The organism is Pseudomonas delhiensis (assembly GCF_900187975.1).
Taxonomy (GTDB): Bacteria; Pseudomonadota; Gammaproteobacteria; order Pseudomonadales; family Pseudomonadaceae; genus Pseudomonas; species Pseudomonas delhiensis.
The window spans coordinates 16,960-36,517 of the sequence record NZ_FZPC01000027.1; the positions used below are offsets into that span (position 1 = coordinate 16,960).

The 19,558-nt window shown below is 72.7% G+C and carries 9 protein-coding genes; 2 read left to right on the forward strand and 7 right to left on the reverse strand.

Features of this window, described 5'->3' with window-relative positions; genetic code table 11:
- Positions 1–5: 5 nt before the first annotated feature.
- From CHC02_RS22735 to CHC02_RS22765, 7 genes are read right to left on the reverse strand one after another with little or no spacing between them, the layout of a single operon-like run.
- Positions 6–779, reverse strand: a complete 774-nt coding sequence (locus CHC02_RS22735; protein WP_089393679.1) for a thioesterase II family protein — start codon at positions 777–779, stop codon at positions 6–8.
- Positions 776–1,891 carry a saccharopine dehydrogenase NADP-binding domain-containing protein gene (locus tag CHC02_RS22740; RefSeq protein WP_244160873.1) on the reverse strand — a complete coding sequence of 372 codons (1,116 nt, stop codon included), beginning with the start codon at positions 1,889–1,891 and terminating at the stop codon, positions 776–778. The genes CHC02_RS22735 and CHC02_RS22740 overlap by 4 nt, the downstream gene beginning before the upstream one ends.
- The gene (locus CHC02_RS22745) at positions 1,888–7,302 is read right to left on the reverse strand and encodes a non-ribosomal peptide synthetase (protein WP_089393680.1); all 5,415 of its coding nucleotides are present in this window, start codon (positions 7,300–7,302) and stop codon (positions 1,888–1,890) included. Before CHC02_RS22745 ends, CHC02_RS22740 begins: the two co-directional genes overlap by 4 nt.
- The gene (locus CHC02_RS22750) at positions 7,299–10,790 is read right to left on the reverse strand and encodes a non-ribosomal peptide synthetase (protein WP_089393681.1); all 3,492 of its coding nucleotides are present in this window, start codon (positions 10,788–10,790) and stop codon (positions 7,299–7,301) included. The genes CHC02_RS22745 and CHC02_RS22750 overlap by 4 nt, the downstream gene beginning before the upstream one ends.
- Positions 10,780–12,540, reverse strand: a complete 1,761-nt coding sequence (locus CHC02_RS22755; RefSeq protein WP_089393682.1) for an ATP-binding cassette domain-containing protein — start codon at positions 12,538–12,540, stop codon at positions 10,780–10,782. The genes CHC02_RS22750 and CHC02_RS22755 overlap by 11 nt, the downstream gene beginning before the upstream one ends.
- Positions 12,537–14,267: an ABC transporter ATP-binding protein gene (locus CHC02_RS22760; protein WP_089393683.1), complete on the reverse strand. Its 1,731-nt coding sequence runs from the start codon at positions 14,265–14,267 to the stop codon at positions 12,537–12,539. The genes CHC02_RS22755 and CHC02_RS22760 overlap by 4 nt, the downstream gene beginning before the upstream one ends.
- Positions 14,260–15,903 carry a (2,3-dihydroxybenzoyl)adenylate synthase gene (locus CHC02_RS22765; protein WP_089393684.1) on the reverse strand — a complete coding sequence of 548 codons (1,644 nt, stop codon included), beginning with the start codon at positions 15,901–15,903 and terminating at the stop codon, positions 14,260–14,262. The genes CHC02_RS22760 and CHC02_RS22765 overlap by 8 nt, the downstream gene beginning before the upstream one ends.
- 385 nt (positions 15,904–16,288) lie before the next feature.
- Between CHC02_RS22765 and CHC02_RS22770 the strand changes: the two genes are divergently transcribed.
- Positions 16,289–17,188 carry a helix-turn-helix domain-containing protein gene (locus tag CHC02_RS22770; RefSeq protein WP_089393685.1) on the forward strand — a complete coding sequence of 300 codons (900 nt, stop codon included), beginning with the start codon at positions 16,289–16,291 and terminating at the stop codon, positions 17,186–17,188.
- 144 nt (positions 17,189–17,332) lie between these two features.
- Positions 17,333–19,555, forward strand: coding sequence for a TonB-dependent siderophore receptor (locus CHC02_RS22775; RefSeq protein ID WP_244160872.1), 2,223 nt, complete (start codon positions 17,333–17,335; stop codon positions 19,553–19,555).
- Positions 19,556–19,558: the final 3 nt, after the last annotated feature.

Below are 19,558 nucleotides of genomic sequence, written 5' to 3' on the forward strand. Positions count from 1 at the left end.
TGGGTTCAGGGCCACAGTTGCCAGGCCGGCTCGCGGTAGCTGGCAAGCCAGCCGCCTATGTGTTCGAGCACGGCGCGGCGCTGCGCGCGCAGGTAGAAATGGCCACCGGCGAAACGCCGCACGTCCAGCCCGCAACGGCTGGCGGCGGCCCAGGCCAGGGCCTCGCCGTCGTTCACTTCCCCGTCGTCCTCACCCAGCAACAGCGAGACCGGGCAGTCCAGTGGCTCGACACGCTCGCGCCGGTAGCGCTCGATCAGCCGGTAGTCGGCCCGCAGCGCCGGCAGGAACAGCTCGCGCACGGCCGGATCGTCCAGCGCCGAGGGCGCGCCATCGGACTGTCGGCACACGTCCGCCAGCAACGCCGCGTCCGTCTGCAGGTGCAGGCTGCCGCCGCGCTGGCGATGGGGCGGCGGGTGGGCGGAGACGAACAGGTGCAGGGGCGCCCGGCCGCGCGCCTGCAGGGCCAGGGCGGTCTCGTACGCCAGGGCCGCGCCCATGCTGTGGCCGAACAGGGCCAGCGGGCACTCGTCGAGGCCGGCGCAGGCATCGGCTATGCATGCGGCCATGGCCTCCAGGCTGGTTGCCATCGCCTCGCCGTGGCGCTCCTCGCGCCCCGGGTACCGGGCGGCCAGCAGCTCCACGTCCGGCTCCAGGTGCCTGCGCCAATCGCGGAAGAAGCTCGCGCCACCGCCGGCATGGGGCAGGCACAGCAGGCGGAAGCCGGGGTTCGGCAGCCCGGGGAAACGGCGCAGCCAGGGACTTTCCGTTACCTGTCTCATAGCGCGCCCTCCTCCACCGGGCAGGCCCCCGCGGCGGCCTCGCCCTGGCCCAGCCGCAGTTCGGGCAGCCAGGCCCGCAGCCGTTCCAGGCACTCGCCCGGCGGCAGCACCTCGGCGGCGAAGTGCAGCCCCGCCGGCAAGCGCTCCAGGCACTCCACTGCAAAGGCCGCCGTCGCGGCCGTCAGGCGCGAGCCGTCACCACCGCGCAACCAGGCGCTGCGCTGCACGTCACCCTCGCCACTGCGCCCTCGCAGCTCCACGGCCAGCACCTGGTAGGGCGTGCGTCCGGCGGCATCCAGGCGGCTGGCGGCGACCAGCCCGGCGATCGCTCCGGAGCTGTCCTCCCCCGGCCCGCCGCGGCCCTGGATACGCCGCAGGCAGGCCAGCAGCTGGCCGTCCTCGAACAGGTTGAAGGCGCAGCCGCTGGCCACGTCCAGCGCGGCGAACAGCCGCCGGCCCTCCGCGCCCAGGTAGGGCATGGCCAGCAACTCCCGGTTGCCGAGCCAGGGTCGCCGCAGCGCCTCGGCGGGCGCGCCGTTCCAGGCGATCGCGCGGCCATCGCGCCAGGCCTGCCGGGCCCGGCCGAAGCCATGGGCGGGGTCGAGGCTGAGCAGGAAGTCTTCGGCAGCGCTGGCGGAAAACACCCCCAGGCCACCGGCATAGCAGCGCATCTCGTCGATCCGCTGCAGGCCGGCGGCCAGGTAGCGCGGCAGCAGCCCGGACAGCCCCGGCAGCATGCCGGCCGAGAGCAGCGCCCGGCGGCCTTCGGGAACCCGGCCAGCGAGGCGCTGCCAGAGCGGGTCGTCACCCCCGACGTCCAGGTAGTCGGCGCCTGCCGCCAGGGCCACCCGCGCCACCCGGTCGAGCACCCGGTAACTCGGGCCCGCGCAGTTGAGCACCAGGCGGCAGCCGTCGACGAAGCCACGCAGCGCGCCCTCGTCGTTCAGGTCCAGGGCATGCGCCTGCACATCGTCCTGTTCGGCGGCCAGGCGCTGCAACACCCGCAGGTCGCGCCCGCCGATGCGCAACGGGTGCCGCAACCGCAGCAGGCGGACGACTTCACGGCCGACGCTGCCGCTGGCGCCCAGCAGGCCTATGGGGTCGCCATTCATGCCAGTGCCTCCTGCCGTTGGCCGCAGGCCCGCGCCACCGCCTGGACGTGGGGCGCCTGCATGCAGCTGAAGTGGTCGCCGGGCACGTCGACCACCTGCAGGCGGCCCAGGCACAGCCCGCTCCAGTAGGCGCTCATGTCGCGGTGCATGCCCGGCAGCACCTGGACTTCGCCGGTCTGGCGGACGAACAGCATGTCGCCGTCGTAGGGCGTGGCCTGGTGCAGCGCCACCGCCGCCAGGCTGTGGCGCAACACGCGCAGTTGCTCGCCGAGCCAGGCCAGGTCGCTGAACTGCGAGCCGGCGTGGCGCATGGCGCGGGCGATGGCCTGCAGGCGCTGCTCGGGCGAACATGCCGCCAGCCTGCGCATGGCCGCCAGGGCGTCGCGGGTCTGCGGGCGCTCCTCCAGTTCCTGCCATACGCCCCGCGTCACCCGCCCCGGGGTGCGCCGCAGGGCCTCGGCGATGGCCTGCTCCAGGCCGACCTCGTCCATCGGGTAGCCCAGCTCGCGGGGGTCGGCCTGCATGACCCGGGCGAACACGTATTCGGCCAACAGGTCGTCTTCGATCAGGAAAGGCACGCGGTAACTGCTGATCACCGTCAGCGCCTCGACCGCCACGCCCCGCGCCTTCAGGCAGGCCGCCAGCTCGCTGGCCAGCAGGCCGCCCAGGCAATAGCCGACGATGCTCAGGCTACGGTATCCGGCGGCTTCCAGGGTGGCGGCGTAGCTTTCGGCCAGGCGGCGGATGGCCTGCTCCGGCGCCAGCGCCAGGTAGGCGGCCACGTCGGCCAGCACCAGGCCGTCGGCGCCGCCTTCCAGGGCAGCGAACAGCGCACGGTAGGGCGCCAGGGTGCCGCTGCCATCGTGGACGAAGATGCGCTTGTGGCCTTCCCCCTGTTCGCGAATCGACACCAGGGGCGAACCCGGCCGCGCCGCATCGCTGGCGCGGACGAAGTCGGCCAGCGCCGCCACCGTCGGCTGGTTGATCAATTGGCGTAGCAACTGGTCCCACTGCACGCTGCGCAGCTGCGGCAGGCGCTCGCGCAGGCGGCCGACCACCTGGGCCACCAGCAGCGAGTCGCCGCCCAGTTCGAAGAAGCCCTGCTCGCGCCCCACCGCCGGCACCCGCAGGGTTTCCCGCCAGACCTCGGCGATGGCCCGCTCCAGTTCGTCCCGCGGCGGCTCGCCGGTGGCGGTCGAGCGTTCGGCGCCCTGGGCGCGCAGCGTGGCCAGGGCCTGCCGGTCGACCTTGCCGTTGGCGGTCAGGGGCAGCTCGTCGAGCACCAGCATTTCCGCCGGCAGCATGTACTCCGGCAGGCGCCGCGCCAGGTGGGTGCGCAGGGCGACGGGCTCCAGGCGCTGGCGGTCGGCCTTGAAGCGGGCGATGAACAGGTGCTGGCCGATGCAGGACATGGCCTCCCCGGCCTCCGGCAGGCATAGCGGCGCCTCGGCCCCGGCCTCGGCCAGCAGGGCCTGCCATTGCTCGCGGCGCAGGAAGGTGGTGTCCAGCTCGCGGCGCAGGTCCTCGAACTCGGTGAGGCCCTCCTTGAACTCCATGGACGCCATGATCTGGTAGGTGTCGCGGGTGGCCTCGATGAACACCAGCCAGCCACCGGGCGCCAGCATCCGCCGCAGGCGCGCCAGCACCCGGCCGGCATCGCGGGCGTTGTGCAGCACGTTGGCGCAGAGGATCACGTCCAGCGAGTTGTCGGCAACGCCCTGGCGCCAGGGCTCCTGGTTGAGGTCGAACAGGCCGTAGCGCACCCAGGGATAGTCGGCGAAGCGTTCGCGGGCCTCGTTGAGGAAATACTGCGAGAGGTCGGTGAACTGGTAGTCCACCGGCAGCCCCGCCAGCGCCGGGATCAGGTCGCAGCTGGTGCCGCCGACGCCGGCGCCTATCTCCAGAAGGCGCAGCGGCCGTTCGGCGTCGAAGTCGGCGGCGATGCGGCGCAGCGCGGCGCACACCGCGCGGTTCAGGTACTGGCTGATGAGGTTGCGCCGGTAGGCGCCGTCGGCCACCTCGGTGCGCCCTTCGGGGAACAGCAGGTGCAGCGGGTCGAAGCGGTCGCTCATCAGCTCGGGCAAGCGCTCCTGGCTCTCGCGCAGGTAGCGCAGCACCTCGGCGCCCCAGCCCACCCGGGGCTCCAGTTCGCCGATGCGCGCCCAGGCCTGGCGCAACCCGGCGTCCGGCGCCTGCAGCCCGTGGTAGCCGCCACGTGCCTCGTCGAAGGCCAGCAGCCCCTCCTCCACCAGGGCTCGCAACCAACGCCGGATCAGCCGCTGGTTGCGCGGCGCCACTTCACAGGCCCGGTAGATGTCGTCCAGCGAATGCCCCCGTGCGCTGTCGTCGAACAGCCCCGGCCGTTCCAGCGCGGCGGCCATGGCCAGCAGCGCGGCGCGCTCGACCTGCTCCGACATCTCGCGGATCTCGCCCGGGTCCAGGCCGCCGCTGACGCCCTGCCCCGCCGCCCGCGCCTGCTCGGCCAGGCCCTCGGGCCAGGGCGCGGGCGCCACGGGCTCCGCACGGAGGAAGGCCACCAGGCGCCGCTCCAGGGCATCCTCGCCCTGGGCCACGACCACCGCGGATTGCACGCCCGGGTGCTCGAGCAGTGCGCTCTCCACCTCGGCCAGTTCGATGCGGTGGCCGCGCACCTTCACCTGGAAGTCCTCGCGGCCGAGGAACTCGATGCTGCCGTCTGCCAGGTAGCGCCCCAGGTCGCCGGTGCGGTACAGCCGCTCGCCGCTGACGGGGTGGCGGATGAAACGCTCCGCGGTCTTCTGCGCATCGCCCAGGTAGCCCAGGGCCAGGCCGTCGCCGGCGATGTAGAGTTCGCCGGCCACGCCGTCCGGGCGGTCGCGCAGGCGCTCGTCGAGCACATGGAAGCGCTGGTTGGCCAGCGGCCGGCCGTAGGGAACGCTGCGCCAGTGCGGCGGCACCTCGTCCAGTGGCTGGATGATCGACCAGATCGCCGCCTCGGTGGCGCCGCCCAGGCCCACCAGGCGCAGGCGCGGCAGCGACGCGGCGCTCTCCGCCGCCAGGTTGAGCGGAATCCAGTCGCCGGAGAGCAGCGCCAGGCGCAAGCGCTGCGGGGCCGCCCCGGGTTCCGAGCGCAGATAGTGCAGGAGCATCTGCAGTTGCGCCGGCACCGAGTTCCATAGGGTCACGCCCTGCTCGCGGGCGCAGGCCGCCCAGTGGGAGGGGTCGTTGCGCCACCGGGCATCCGGCAGCACCAGCGTGGCGCCGGCGGCCAGCGCCCCGAAGATGTCGTAGACCGACAGGTCGAAGCCCAGGCTGGCCAGGCCGAGGATGCGGTCGTCGGCATCGACCTGGAAGCGCTCGTTGATGTCCGCCAGGGTGTTCAGCGCCGCCCGGTGGCTGATCATCACCCCCTTGGGCGTGCCGGTGGAGCCGGAGGTGTAGATCACGTACGCCAGCTCGTCCGGCCGCGCCGCAGCGGCCGGCAATGGCGCACCGGCATACGGCTGCAGGCGGTCCACGGCGAGCGTCTGGACGATCCGCGCCGGCCAGGCCAGGTGCCCCTCCAGCGCCGAGTGGGTGGCCACCCGCCACACCCCGGCGTTCTCCAGGATCAGTTCGCGGCGCGCTTCGGGCTGGCTGGTGTCCAGCGGCAGGTAGGCGGCGCCGGCGCGCAGGATGCCGAGCACGGCGACCACCTGCTCGATGCCCTTGTCCATGCACACCGCGACCCGCTCGCCGGGCTGGCAGCCGGCGTCGAGCAAGGCGGCGGCCACCGCCTCGGCGCGCGCGACCAGCTCGGCGAAGTCCAGCCGCCGATCGCCCTGCGCCAGGGCCGGGTGTCGGGGCGCCAGGCGCGCCCGGGCGAACACCGGCTCGTGCAACAGGCCCTCGGGCAGCGGCGCATCGGTCTGGTTGGCCAGCTCGCGGGCCAGGCGCTGGGTGGCGGGTAGCTCCAGGCAGTCGTCCAGCGCCCAGGCCGAGGGTTCGCGCGCCAGGCGCAGCAACAGGGCGCAGAAGGCATCGAACATGGCGCGCAGCACGGGTTCGGCAAAGGCGCCTTCGCGGTAGTCCCAGTTCAGCCACAGACCGCCATCGCGCTCGGAAACCTGGCAGTCGATCAGCACCTGGGGCGTCTGGCTGATGCCATGGACCAGCTCGGCGCCGGGCATGAAGGGGCCGCGGCCGGCCTCGCCGCCGGCGCCCAGGGTGCTGGTGAAGGCGTAGGGCAGCAGCGCGGCATCGCGGCCCCGGCGACGCGCCAGTTCGCGCAGCACCTCGATGCCGGAGAACAGCCGGTGGTCCATGTCCTCCCACAGGCGCGCCTGCAGTTGCGCGGCGCGCTCGGCGAAGCTGCCGCCCTGGCGGGTGTCCACCTGCAGCACCTCCACCGAGCTGAAGTCCCCCACCAGGCGTTCCACCTGCGGGTGCAGCGCCAGGCGGTTGAGCAGCGTCAGGCTCAGGCAGAAGTCGCCGCGCCGGCTCCAGCGCCCCAGGGTTTCCGCATAGGCGGCGAGCACCGCGGCGGACACCCCGATGCCGGCGCCGGCGGCGTTGAGGCCGAGGGCCCGGTAATCGCGCTCGTCCACCTGCAAAGCCAGGCGGCGGAAGCGCGCCCCCGGCTGCGCGTCGGCCAGGGGCAGCTCGGGCGCGCCGGGCAGGCCGTCGATGCGGGCCAGCCAGTAATCGCGGTCGCGACCGTAGCGCGGCCCCTCGCGCAGCCGACGCTCGGCCAGCACGTAGTCGCGGAAGCTGATCCGCGCCGGCTCCGCCAGGGGCTGGCCGTGGTACAGCCGGTGCAGCTCGCCGAGCAGCAGGCGCACGCTCTGGTAGTCGCACACCAGCAGATCCACCGACAGGTGCAGGCGGTCGCCGTCGGCGCCGCGGCTGACGCACAGTTCCACCAGCGGCCAGCACTCGGGGCCGGCGCGGCGCAGCTCCATGCGCTCGCGCAGCTCGGCCAGCCGCTGGCCCTCGGCATCCCGCAGGTGCTCCTGCAGCCGGTAGTACGGCACCTCGGCCAGGATACGCTGGTGGCCCTCGGCGCTGACCACCGCGCGGAGCATGGGATGGCGCTCAATCAGCTGGTTCCAGGCCCGCTCCAGGCGCGCCACCTCCAGGCCGGGGAAGGAGAACTCCAGGTAGCCGTGGCAGGCGACCCCGCCATGGGCGAAGGCCGTGCTGCGGCCGAGCAGATAGGCGGCCTGCACGTCGGTCAGCGGGAAGGGCTCCCCCTGCTCCACCGGGTCGCCCTGCAGGGCCTGCTCGCGCTCCGTCGCCAGCTTGCCCAGCAGTTCGTCGCGGGCCTCGCGCAGGCGTTGCAGCAGAGCCTCGTCCAGGGCCCCGGCCGGCGCCCGGTAGCGCAGCAGGCCGTTCTCTTCCCACAGCTCGACGCCCAGCGCGTCCAGTTCATTGCGCAGTTCATGGATGTTCATAGTGCCCCCTCCTGCAACGGGTTGGCGGACGCCTGCCGCTGCGCCTGCCGGGCCGCCACCAGGGCGGCCTGGGTGGCGACGCTGGCGGCGCCGAAGAAGTCCTTGAGCGTCAGTTCCACGCCGAATCCGCTGGCCAGGCGCTCGATCAGCCGGGTGGCCAGCAGGCTGTTGCCGCCGAGGGCGAAGAAGCCCTGGTGGCGGCCGACCCACGGCACCTCCAGGAGCGCGCGCCAGTGGCGGGCGACCTCGGCCTCCAGTTCGCCGAGCGGCTCCTCTTCCGCCGCCGGGGCGCTGCCCTGCAACTGCTCCTGCAGCAGCCAGGCCAGGGCCTTGCGGTCCACCTTGCCGTTGCCGCTCAGGGGCAGCCGCGGCAGCGCGAGGATGCGCTCGGGCAGCATGTGCGCAGGCAACCAGTCACCGGCCCAGTCACGCAACTGCGCTTCCTGCGGCGTCTCGCGGCCGCCAGCGGGCACCACCGCGGCGACCAGGCTGGCCCGTGCGCCGGGCAGCACCAGGGCCACGGCACGCGCCAGTGCCGGATGGCGTTCGAGGGCGGCCTCGACCTCGGCGAGTTCGACGCGGTGGCCGCGCAGCTTCACCTGCTGGTCGACGCGGCCGAGGAACTCCAGGGTGCCGTCGGGCCAGTAGCGGCCCAGGTCGCCGGTGCGGTACCAGCGTTCACCGTCGTGCTCGACGAAGCGCTGGAGGGTCAGCGCCGGTTGCCCGCGATAGCCCAGGGCGACGCCGGCGCCGCCGATCCACAGCTCGCCGGCGACCCAGTCCGGGCAATCCCGGCCGAGGCCGTCGACCACCCGGTAGCGCTGGTTTTCCAGCGGCCGCCCGTAGGGGATCGAACGCCACTGCGGCGGCACCTCCGCGACTTCCTGGACATTCGACCAGACCGCCGCCTCGGTGGCCCCGCCCAGGGCCACGAAGCGGCAGCCGGGGCTGACCTGGCGCAGGCGCGGCGGCAGGTCCAGGCCGATCCAGTCGCCGGAGACCAGGGCCAGGCGCAGGCCGCCCAGCCCGAGGCCGCCACGGTTGCGCAGCAGCAGCATGTCGAGCAATGCCGGCACCGAGTTCCACAGGGTGACGCCGTGCCGGCGCAGCAGCTGCAGCCAGTGCGTGGGCTCCTTGCGCAGGGCCTCGTCCGGAAGCACCAGGGTGCCGCCGACGCCGAGCACGGCGAAGAGGTCGAACACCGAGAGGTCGAAGTCCAGGGCCGAGACGCCGAGCAGGCGGTCGCCGGCCGTCAGCCGGTAGCGCCGGCGCAGGGCATCCAGGGTGTTCAGCGCGGCGCCGTGGGCGACCTCGACGCCCTTGGGCTCGCCGCTGCTGCCGGAAGTGAAGATCACGTAGGCGGTGGCCGACGGCTCCACCGGCAGGGGCTTGGCCAGGGGTTCGAAGACCTGGCTGTCGGCCAGCTCGCGCACCACCGTGGCGGCCGGCCAGGTGCCCTGCCCGGCCCGCTCGGCGTCGGTCAGCACCAGGCGCACGCCGGCCTGGCGCAGGATGGCCGCGCGCCGCGCCGGCGGCTGTTCGATCCCCACCGGGACGTAGCACGCGCCGGCGGCAAGCACGCCCAGCACGGCGATCACCTGGCCCGCCCCCTTGGGCAGCGTGATAGCCACGCCGTCGCCGGCCGCCACGCCCCATTCACGCAGCGCTGCGGCCAGGCGCAGGGCGGCTTCGGCCAGTTCGGCGTAGCTGTACTGGCGTTCCTGCTCGTCGTGGGCCACCAGGGCCAGGTTATGGGGGTTGTTCCGCGCCTGGGCGAAGAAGCCCTGGTGCAGCACGCCGGGCTCCAGGTCCGCGCGGGTGTCGTTGACCTGGTAGCGCACCTGCACTTGCGCCGCAGGCAGTTCCAGCGACACGGGTTGGCCCCAGTCCTGCTCGGGCAAGCCCTCTATCAGGCGCTCATAGGCGGCGAACATGGCTTCCAGCAGGCCGTCGGGAAACAGCCCGTCGACCGCATCCCAGTTCAGCAACAGGCCCTCCTCCAGCGGGTAGGTCTGGTGGTCGAGCCAGACCTGGGGCGTCTGCGACAGCGCCCAGCCGGGACGGCCGAGGGTTTCGCGGCAACGCGCGTCCACCAGCGGCTCGCCGAGGTTGCAGGCGAACACCACGGGGGCGCCCAGGCCTTCGCCGTTCTGGCGCTGGGCCAGCTCGCGCAGCACCTCCATGCCCGACCAGGCCGCGTGGCCCAGGTCCCGGTGCAGTTGCGCCTGCAGGGCGGCGGCCTGCTCGGCGAAGCTGCCCGCGCGGGAAAGGTCCACCTCCAGCAGCACCAAGTTGGAGAAGTCCGCGACCATGTGCGCCACGCCGGCATCCAGCGGCTGGCGATCGAACAACGGCAGGTTGAGGACGAAGCGCTGGCTGGCGCTCCAGCGCGCCAGGACCTGGGCGTAGGCGCAGGCCAGCACGCTGGCGAGCGTCAGGCCATGTGCCCGGGCGCGGGCTTCCAGGCGCGCCAGGCGCGGCCTCTCGAGCAGCAGCTGGAGGCGGCGGAAACGCGGCCGGCCAAGACGCTCAGGGGCCTCGGCCAGGGGTAGCTGCGGCGGGCCGGGCAGGCTGTCCAGGCGGGTGCGCCAGTAGTCGCGGGCGCTCGCCAGTTGCGGCAGGCGCAATTCGCGCTGGGCGGCCAGGTAGGTCGGGAAATCCATGCCCAACGCCGGCAGCGTTCCGCCCTCGCCACGGTAGAAGGCCGCCAGGTCGCGTAGCAGGATGGCGAAGCTGAGCACGTCGGCGACCAGCAGGTCGAGGTTCAGGTGCAGCCGGCTGCGCCCATCCGACAGCAGGCTCAGTTGCAGGTCGAAGACCTGCCCGGCGGCGACGTCCAGGCAGCGCTGCGACAGTGCCTCGCGCAGTTGCGCCAGGCGCGCTTCGCGTTCGGCCCCGGCGAGGCGGCGCAGGTCGTGCACGCGCAGGCCGGCCCAGGCCGGCTCGCTGCGGATGCGCTGGCGGCCGTCGGCCAGGAACTGCGCGCGCAGCATGGCGTGTCGCTGGCAGAGCGCGCGCACGGCGCTTTCCAGGCGCGGCGGGTCGAGTTCGCCGCCGTCCAGTTCCTGGTACAGCTGACAGGCCACCCCGCCGAGGCTGCGCTGCTCGTCGCGGCCCAGCCAGTATGCCTGCTGCAGGGGCGTCAGTTCGAAGCCGTCGCCGACCGCGGGCGTGGCCGGCTCCGCCGCGGCCACCGCGCCGGCGCACTCGGCGAACAGGCGCAGCCAGGCCTCCAGGGTCGGTCGCTCCATCAGCTCGGCGAAGCCGACCCGCACGCCATGGCGGGCCAGTAGCGTGGGCAGGCGCATGAGGTTGATGGAATCCAGGCCCTGGTCGATCAGCGACAGTTGCGCGTCGATGGCCGCGGCGTCGCAACCCAGGGCCGGCGCGAGCCAGTCGCGCAGGCTGTGTGGATCGGTGCCGGCGAGGTCGTCGCCGGGGTGCGCCCGGGGTGAATGAGCGCATGCCAGTGCTGGGTTATCGTTCATGCTGGGCAGTCCTTGCGGAAGCGGGGTGGATGGGGCCACGCAGGCGCCAGCGGTTGACCGCTTCGCGCTCGTGGAACAGCTCTCGGTAACGGCCCGGCTGGGCCAGAAGCTGACGGTGGGTGCCGCGCTGCACCAGTCGGCCCTGGTCGAGCACGAGGATCTGCGCGGCCTGTTCGGCCAGGCTCGGCCGGTGGGTGGCCAGCAGCAGCGTGTGGCGGCCGGCGAGGCCGAGCAGCAGGCGGTTGATGCGCGCCTCGCTGGCCGGGTCCAGGGCTGCGGTGGGTTCGTCCAGCAGCAGCACGGGGGCGCCCTTGAGCAGCAGCCGGGCCAGGGCCAGGCGTTGCCGTTCGCCACCGGACAGGCCGTTCCCGGCCTCGCCCAGGGGGCTGCGCCAGCCTTCGGCCAGGCGCCTGGCGAGGCTTTCCAGGCCGCAGGCGCGGGCCATCGACAGCAGCGTCGCGTCGCTGGCCGCGGGGTCGCCCAGGCGCAGGTTGTCCAGCAGGCTGCCGGGCAACGGGGCGCAGTCCTGGGGCAGCAACGCCAGGCTGCGGTCGCGCTCGGCGGCAGCGATCTCGCGCAGGTCGACGCCCCCCAGCAGCACCTGGCCTTCGTCCGGGTCGGCACAGCGCGCCAGCAGACGCAGCAGGCTCGACTTGCCGGCCCCCGAGGCGCCCACCAGCAGGTTGAGCGAGCCGGGCGCCAGGTCGAAGTCGATGCCGCAGAGCACCCGGCGACCCTGGCGCACCAGGCCCAGGCCGCGCGCCTGCAGGCGGTGGTCGGCCGGAAGCCGCGGCCGGGCGGGCTCGGGCAGCGGCGCCACCTGCAGTACCTGGCGTAGCTGGCGCAGGCCATGGCGGGTCTGGCGCAAGGTGGCGCCCAGGTTGACCAGGGTGCCCATGGGTTCCACCAGGCAGGTCGCCAGCAGCCCCAGGGCGAGGAACTCCGTGGCCGCCAGGTGCCCGCCGAGCACCGCACGCAGCCCGCCCAGCAGCAACAGCGTGTACAGCGCCTGCAGCGAGCCGGCCAGGCCCAGCGCCGCCGGGAAGGTGCGCCAGTGGGCTCGGCGCTGGGCGCGGCGCTGTTCGTCGAGGGCCCTTTCGAGCAGTTCGAAGCCGGCCTCGGTACGCCCGCTGACCCGCAGCAGCGCCTGCTGGCGGACGAACTCCAGGACCCGCGCCGCGGCCTCGGTGCTCGCCCGCTCGCAGCCCTCCTCGGCCTCGCCGCCCCAGCGCACGCCCCAGCGGTAGAACAGCCACAGCGGCAGTGCCGCCGCCAGCCCCGCCAGGGCCAGTTGCGGCATCTGCAAAGCCAGCACGGCCAGCAGCGCGAGCGGTGTCAGCAGCGCATTGAGCAGCGGCTGCAACAGGTGCGCCGGCACGCTCATCACCTGCAGCACGTTGTAGGTCACCAGGCGGTTGAGCTCGGCGCCGCGGCGCTCGACGAACCACTCCAGGGGTATCCGCGCCAGCTGCTGGCCAAGACGCCGGTTCAGCCCGCGGGCGGCTTGCGCGCCGGCGCGATAGCCAAGCAGCTGGGCATGGCGGCGCAGCCACAGGCAAGCCATGGCCAGCACGGCGAAGGCCAGCGGCCAGTGCCATGCCGGTGCGCCGCCGAACAGTTCGGCGAAGGCCAGCGGCAGCAGGCCCAGGGCAACCCCCTGGGCGCTGGCCGCGGCGACCATGGCCAGCACCGCCAGGCGCAGGCGGCGGGCCTGGGCAGGCTCCAGGCAACGCAGCAGTTCGACGATCATGCGCCGCCCCCCTGCTCCGCCGCCCACAGCCGGGCGTAGGCGCCGCCCTGCTGCAACAGCGCTTCGTGGCGCCCCATTTCCAGCACCCGGCCACCGTCGAGCACGACGATCCGATCGGCATCGCGCAGGCTGGCCAGGCGGTGCGCGATCACCAGTACCGTACGCCCGGCGGCGAGCACCGACAGGGCCTGCTGGATCGCCGCCTCGGATTGCGGGTCGGCCGCCGCGGTGGCCTCGTCCAGTACCAGGATGGGGGCATCGGCCAGCAGCGCGCGGGCGATGGCCAGGCGCTGCCGCTCGCCACCGGACAGCGCCTGGGTGCCGTCCAGCACCGTGGCGTAGCCCTGGGGCAACTGCTCGATACGCGCGTCGATCTGCGCGGCCCGCGCCGCGGCCCTGACTTCGTCGAGCGTGGCCTCGGGCGTCGCCAGGCGCAGGTTGTCCAGCACGCTGGCGCGCAGCAGGCGGACCTCCTGGAAGACGAAGGCGACCTGCCGGTACAGGGTGGCGTTGTCCATCTCGCGCAGGTCCACGCCGCCGATGCGGATGGCGCCGGCGCTGACGTCGGCGAAGCGCGGCAACAGGCTCGCCAGGGTCGACTTGCCGGCGCCGGATTCGCCCACCAGGGCGGTCAGGGTGCCCGGCGCCAGCACCAGGTCGATGCCATCCAGGGCCAGGCCGCCATCGGCGTGCCTGAGGCTCACCGCTTCGAAGCGCACTTCGGCGCCCTGCGGCTGGCGCGGCGATGCCGGCTGCGGCAGCGGCGCGGTGGCCAGCAGCTCGCCGATGCGCCTCGCGGCCTCGCGGCCCTGGACGATGGCGTCGCCGCCGTGCCCCAGCGCCGCCACGGGCGCAGCCAGGGCCGGGCCGAGCAAGGCGAAGGGCAGCAGTTGCACCGGTTGCAGTTCGCCGGTCAGCACCAGGCCGCTGCCGGCCAGCAGCACCAGGGCGATCATCAGCAGCGGCGAGAGCAGCACCTCGACGCTGGCGCCCAGCCCGGCCCAGCGCCCGACCCAGGCGGCGAAGAAGCGGGCGAAGTCCTCCACGGCGACGAAGAAGGCGCCCTGCACCTGGCTGGAACGGCCGAAGGACTTGACCATGGCGATACCCTGGACGAACCCCAGGGTCGCCTGGGACAGGCCGCCGATGGCCGCCCCCAGGGCCTGGCGGTCGGCGCGGTAGGCGGCCGAGCGCAGCGCGGCGAGGCGCCAGAGCGCCAGCAGCGGCGGCAGCAGCACCACCAGGGTCATGCGCCAGTCCTGCAGCACCAGGTAGGCCAGGCAGGCTGCCGGCGCCACCACCGCCGCGGCGAGGTTGTTGGGCAGGTGCGCCACCAGGTGATGCAGGGCGCCGACGTCGTCCACCAGCACCCGGTTCAGCCGCGCCAGGTTGCGCCCGGCATGCCAGCCCAGGGGCAGGCGCCCGAGGTGGGCGGCCAGGCGGCGGCGCAGGTGCAGCTGCAGGTCGCTGTCGGCCAGGTGGGTCATATGCAGTGCGCAACTCAGGCCCAGCAGGCGCAGCAGCAGCGCGGCGGCGCCGGCCAGGGCCAGGAGCGGCGCCCGGGCGTCGTCGAGGCGGCCGGCCAGCAGCGCCGGCGCCAGTTCGGCCAGGGCGACGAAAGGCAGGATGCCGGCCAGAGCCGACAACGCCTGCAATGTCACCGCCAGCAGCAGGCGGCCGCGCACCGGGCGCAGCAGTACCGCCAGTGGGAAGCCCGCCTCAGCCACGCGCGCACGCCTCCCGCGGGGTGAAGTAGTGTTGCTGGAGGGCCTCGCGCAGGTGCCGCCGGTTGACCTTGCCGACACCGGTCTGGGGGAAGGCCTCGATGAACTCGAAGCGGTCCGGCAGCTTGAACGCGGCCAGCCCGCAGGCGCGCAGGTAGGCCTTGAGTTCGCCGGCGGCAACCGGCGAGCGGCGGATTACGAACGCGCAACTGCGTTCGCCGAGGAAGCCGTCGGGCATCGCCACCAGCGCCGCATCCAGCACCGCGGGGTGGGCCAGCAGCAGGTTCTCCACCTCCTCCGCGGCGATCTTCTCGCCGCCACGGTTGATCAGGTCCTTGTCGCGCCCTTCCACCACCAGGTAGCCGTCGGCAGTCAGCGCCACCCGGTCACCGGAGCGGTAGAAGCCGTCGGCCGTGAAGCACTCGGCGTCCTGCCCGGGGTTCCGGTAGTAGCCGCGGATGGTGTAGGGGCCGCGGGTCAGCAGCAGGCCCACCCGCCCGGGCGGCAGGTCGTTGCCCTGCTCGTCCACCACGCGCACCTCGTCCGCCGGCGACAACGGCCGGCCCTGGGTGCGCAGCAGGTGCTCGGCGTCGTCGTCCGGGCGGGTGTAGCAGATCAGCCCCTCGGCCATGCCGAACACCTGCTGCAGCCGACAGCCCAGGGTCGGCCCGACGCGCCGCGCCGCCGCCTCGCTCAGCCGCGCACCGCCCACCTGCAGGAGCAGGCCGGGCAGGCCGCGCCCGCGGACCTCGGCCGCCTCCATCCAGACCAGGGCCAGCGGCGGCACCAGGGCGGTATGGGTCACGCCCTCGGCCTCGACCAGCGGGAAGCAGCATTCCGGCGTCGGCTGCGCCGCGGTCACCACCCGCCCGCCGCTGTACAGGGTGCCCATGAAACCCGGGCAACACATGGGGAAATTGTGCGCCATGGGCAGCGCCGCCAGGTAGGTGCTGTCCGGCCCCAGGCCGCATACCTCGGCGCTGGCGCGCAGGTTGTAGAGATACTCCCGGTGCCGCCGCGGAATCAGCTTGGGCACCCCGGTGGAGCCACCGGACAGCTGGAAGCAGGCCACCGCGTCCGGCGTCGGCCCGGGCAACGCCAGGGGCTCGGCCTGGTAGAGGTCGGCCAGGGCGACGAACTCCTGCGCCTCACCGGCCACCAGCACGTGGCGCAGTTGCTTCTGCTCCGCCTGGAGCCGCCGCGCCAGGGCGCGGAAATCGAAGTCGCCGGCGCGATCGATGCAGATATAGGCGCGGGCCTCGGCGAAACTGCAGAAGCTGGAAAGCTCCAGCTCGCGGTGCGCCGGCAGGGCGAAGATCGGCCGCGCGCCAAGGCGGTACAGGGCGAAGCAGGCCTCGACGAAGGCGATGCCGTTTGGCAATTGCAGCAGCACGTTGTCACCGGCGCGCAGGCCCAGGCCGTGCAGGCCGGCGGCCAGGCGCTCGACCCGCGCGTCCAGCTCGCGGTAGCTCAGGCGCCGTTCCCCTTCCACCAGTGCCTCGCGCTCGGCGAAGCGCCGGGCGGCTTGGCGCAGCAGGCCGGAGAAGGTTTCCTCGCGCCAGTAGCCGGCGTCCCGGTAGCGCTGGACATAGGCCTCGGGCCAATCGGGGCAGTCGATGCGGTCGTCGCGGGTGGTCATCTTGCTTCCTCGCTGGTTGCGGGCATGAGCGGGCCTGCGACCTTGCGGGGAAGGCCGTACAGGCGTCTGCGGGGTATGGATGGCGGCAAGGCGTGCCGCCTCGGTGCGCCGGGCGCACCCGGGCAATGCTGCGGGGGAGGTCCCTCTCCGATTGTTGCGAGTGATTATCAATATCCCGGAGATCCGGCAGCGGCAAGGACCACCACCTTCGATCCCGCGCCTTTTTCTTTGGATCGTGGAACCCACGCCTGCCGTCAGGGCACGCGCAAGGCCCACGGGTCGGTACATGACAGCCTGGCCCGGCACAAACAATAATAATTCTCATTCATTGATCGACTTTGCCGTGCTAGCCTGGGGCCTCCATCCGCCAGGCAAGGAGAGAAGGATGTCCAGCAGCAAGGCTACGCTGCGCAGCGTGCCCAACGACTTCACCCTCAGCGTGCCCGGTTGCGGCGCCGCCCTGGCGGGCGGGGCGGCGGACATCACCCTGTCCGCCGGCACCGTGGTGATGCAGAGCCAGGCCTGGATGCAGGAGCCGCTATGGAAGGGCCTGAAGCTGATCCTGGTGCTCAGCGGCCGCCTCGACTGCCGCATCGAGGGCCAGCCCCCGGTGGAGATCCGCGGCCCCACCCTGTGCGCGGTGGCCAACCAGGGCGAGTTCTGTGGCGACCACCTGTTCGCCAGCGGCGTGCCGGTACGCTATGCCACGGTGCAACTGGACTTCCCGGCGATCCGCAGCGTCGGCCTGGAGCCCGACCGCCTGTTCCGGCAGCGCCACGACGACGGCCCGGTGCTGTTCTGCCGGCCCGCCTCGCGCTCGCTGCTGGCCCTGGCGCGGCAGATCGTCACCTGCCCGCTGCACGGGCCGTCGCGGGCCTTCTACCTGGGCGGCAAGGCACTGGAACTGACCGCCCTGGGCCTGGAGGACCTGCTGGCCGACCAGGGGCCGGCCAGCGCCGGGACGCGCCTGAACTCCGCCGACCTGGAGCGGGTGCAGGCCGCCCGCGAACTGCTGTGCCGCGACCTGCAGCATTCCCCCTCGCTGGCCGCGCTGGCGCGCCAGGTGGGGCTCAACGCACGCAAGCTCACCGAGGGCTTCCGCCAGCTGTTCGGCAGCAGCGTCTACGCCTACCTGCAGGAGGTCCGCCTGAGCGAGGCCTATCGCCTGCTGGCCAGCGGCGAGAGCAACGTGTCCAGCGCTGCCTACCGCGTCGGCTACAGCCCGGCGCACTTCTCCATCGCCTTCCGCAAGCGCTTCGGGGTGTCGCCCCGCGAGCTGCGCTGAACGCTCCAGGCGGCAGGGGTTCCGCCGTTTTTCCCAATCGAAAGAAATGGTCGCGCAATCCAATGTTTTCCCCCGGTGCCACGGATGCTTGTTGAGATAAGTTCGCATTCGCATTTTTGAACCCCTCTCAGCATGGAGCGAATCATGGCAACCGGCCCCCGGCAGTTCGGCCCCCGAAACCTACCCTCCCACCTCCTCCCCCGCGGCCTGCGCCTGGCCGGGGCGATCCACGCCCTGGCCCTGGGCGTCGGCCTGGCGAGCCTGCCGGGCCAGGCCCTGGCCGAGGGCGACGAGCGCCCGGAACAGGACGTGCTCTCGCTGGACAGCAGCACCGTCCTCGGCAGCGGCGAGAACCCCGTGGGTCCGGTGCCCGGCGTGGTGGCCCGGCGCAGCCTCAGCGGCACCAAGACCGATACGCCGATCCGCGAGGTGCCGCAGGCGCTGTCGGTGGTCACGCGCAAGGAGATGGACGAACAGAAGGCGCAGTCGGTGGCCGAGGCACTGCGCTACACCGCCGGCGTGCAGGACACCACCGGCGCCGCCTCGCAGCGCTTCGACTCGATCAAGATCCGCGGCTTCGACGTTTCCAGCACCGGCATGCTGCGCGACGGCCTGCGCGGCACCACCAGCCAGGCCTGGCCGAAGGTCGAGCCCTACGGCCTGGAGCGCGTCGAGGTGCTCAAGGGTCCGGCCTCGGTGCTCTACGGGCAGAACGCCCCGGGCGGGGTGGTCAACCAGGTGAGCAAGCGCCCGCTGGACCAGCCTTTCCATGAGGTGGAGGTGATCGGCGGCAACCACGACCGACGCCAGGGCCAGTTCGACTTCAGCGGCCCGCTGGACGACGAAGGCAAGTTCCTCTACCGGCTCACCGGCCTGGGCCGCGACAGCGACACCCAGACCGACCACATCGTCGACCGCAAGACCTTCGTCGCCCCGGCCTTCACCTGGCGCCCCAACGAGGACACCGACCTGACCGTGCTGGCCGAGTACGCCGAGGACGAGTTCGGCGCCCCGCGGGTGTTCGTGCCGCTGCGCGGCAGCCTGCTGCCCAACCCCAACGGCAAGATCAAGCACAACCAGTTCCTCGACGAGCCGGGGCTGGACAACCACCGCACCCAGTACGCCCTCGGCTACCTGCTGGACCACCGCCTGAACGACGTCTGGAGCCTGCACTCCAGCGCCCGCTACAGCCATGTCAACCTGCTCACCAACACCGCCAGCGGCATGGGCCTGGCCGCCGACCAGCGCACCCTGATGCGCAGCGCCTACCGCTTCCGCATCATCGGCGACGTCTACGCCCTGGACAACAACGCCCAGGCACGCTGGAACATCGGCGACACCCAGATGACCTCGCTGCTGGGCCTGGACTACCGGCGCACCCGCGAGGACTACTACCTGCGCGCCGGCAAGGCTGCGTCCATCGACATCTTCAACCCGGTGTACGGCCAGGGTTTCGGCCCCGCCGACCAGCCCATGGCGCAGACCCAGCAACGCGCCGACCAGGTCGGCGTCTACGCCCAGCAGCAGTTCACCTTCGACGACCGCTGGGTGCTCAGCCTCGGCGGCCGCCAGGACAGCTCCAGCGCACGCACCGACAACCGCCTGGCGGACAGCGGCAGCAAGCAGCGCGACGAGAAGTTCACCTACCGCGCCGGCCTGGTCTACCTGGCCGATAACGGCCTGGCGCCCTACGTCAGCTACTCCACCTCGTTCAATCCCTATCTGGGGACCGACTTCTACGGCAACGCCTACAAGCCGCTGACCGCCAAGCAGTCGGAAGTGGGCGTGAAGTACCAGCCCAAGGGCTACGACAGCTTCATCACCCTGGCGGCCTACGAACTGACCCAGGAGAACGTGCTGACCACCGACCCCGACAACAACCTCAACCAGGTGCAGACCGGCGAGGTGCGGGTGCGTGGCCTGGAACTGGAAGGCAAGGCCAGCCTGGCCCGCGGCCTGGACCTGATCGGCAGCGCCACCTACAACGACGCCGAGGTGACCAGAAGCAACAACCCCGTGGAAAAGGGCCACCGGCCGACCAACACGCCACGCAAGATGGCCTCGCTGTGGCTGGACTACACCCAGCCCGACGGCCCCCTGGCGGGCCTGGGCTTCGGCGCCGGGGTGCGCTACCTCGGGCGCACCGAGGCGGACGCGGCCAATACCATCACGGTGCCCTCCTACACGTTGCTCGACGCCGCGGTGCACTACGAACTGGGTCGGCTGTTCCGCGAGGCCGATGGGCTGCGCCTATCGCTCAATGCCAGCAACCTCACCGACAAGCACTACTACAACGGCTGCAGCACGAGCAGTTGCACCGTCGGCGAGGACCGCAGCCTGATCGCCAGCCTGAGCTACCGCTGGTAGGCC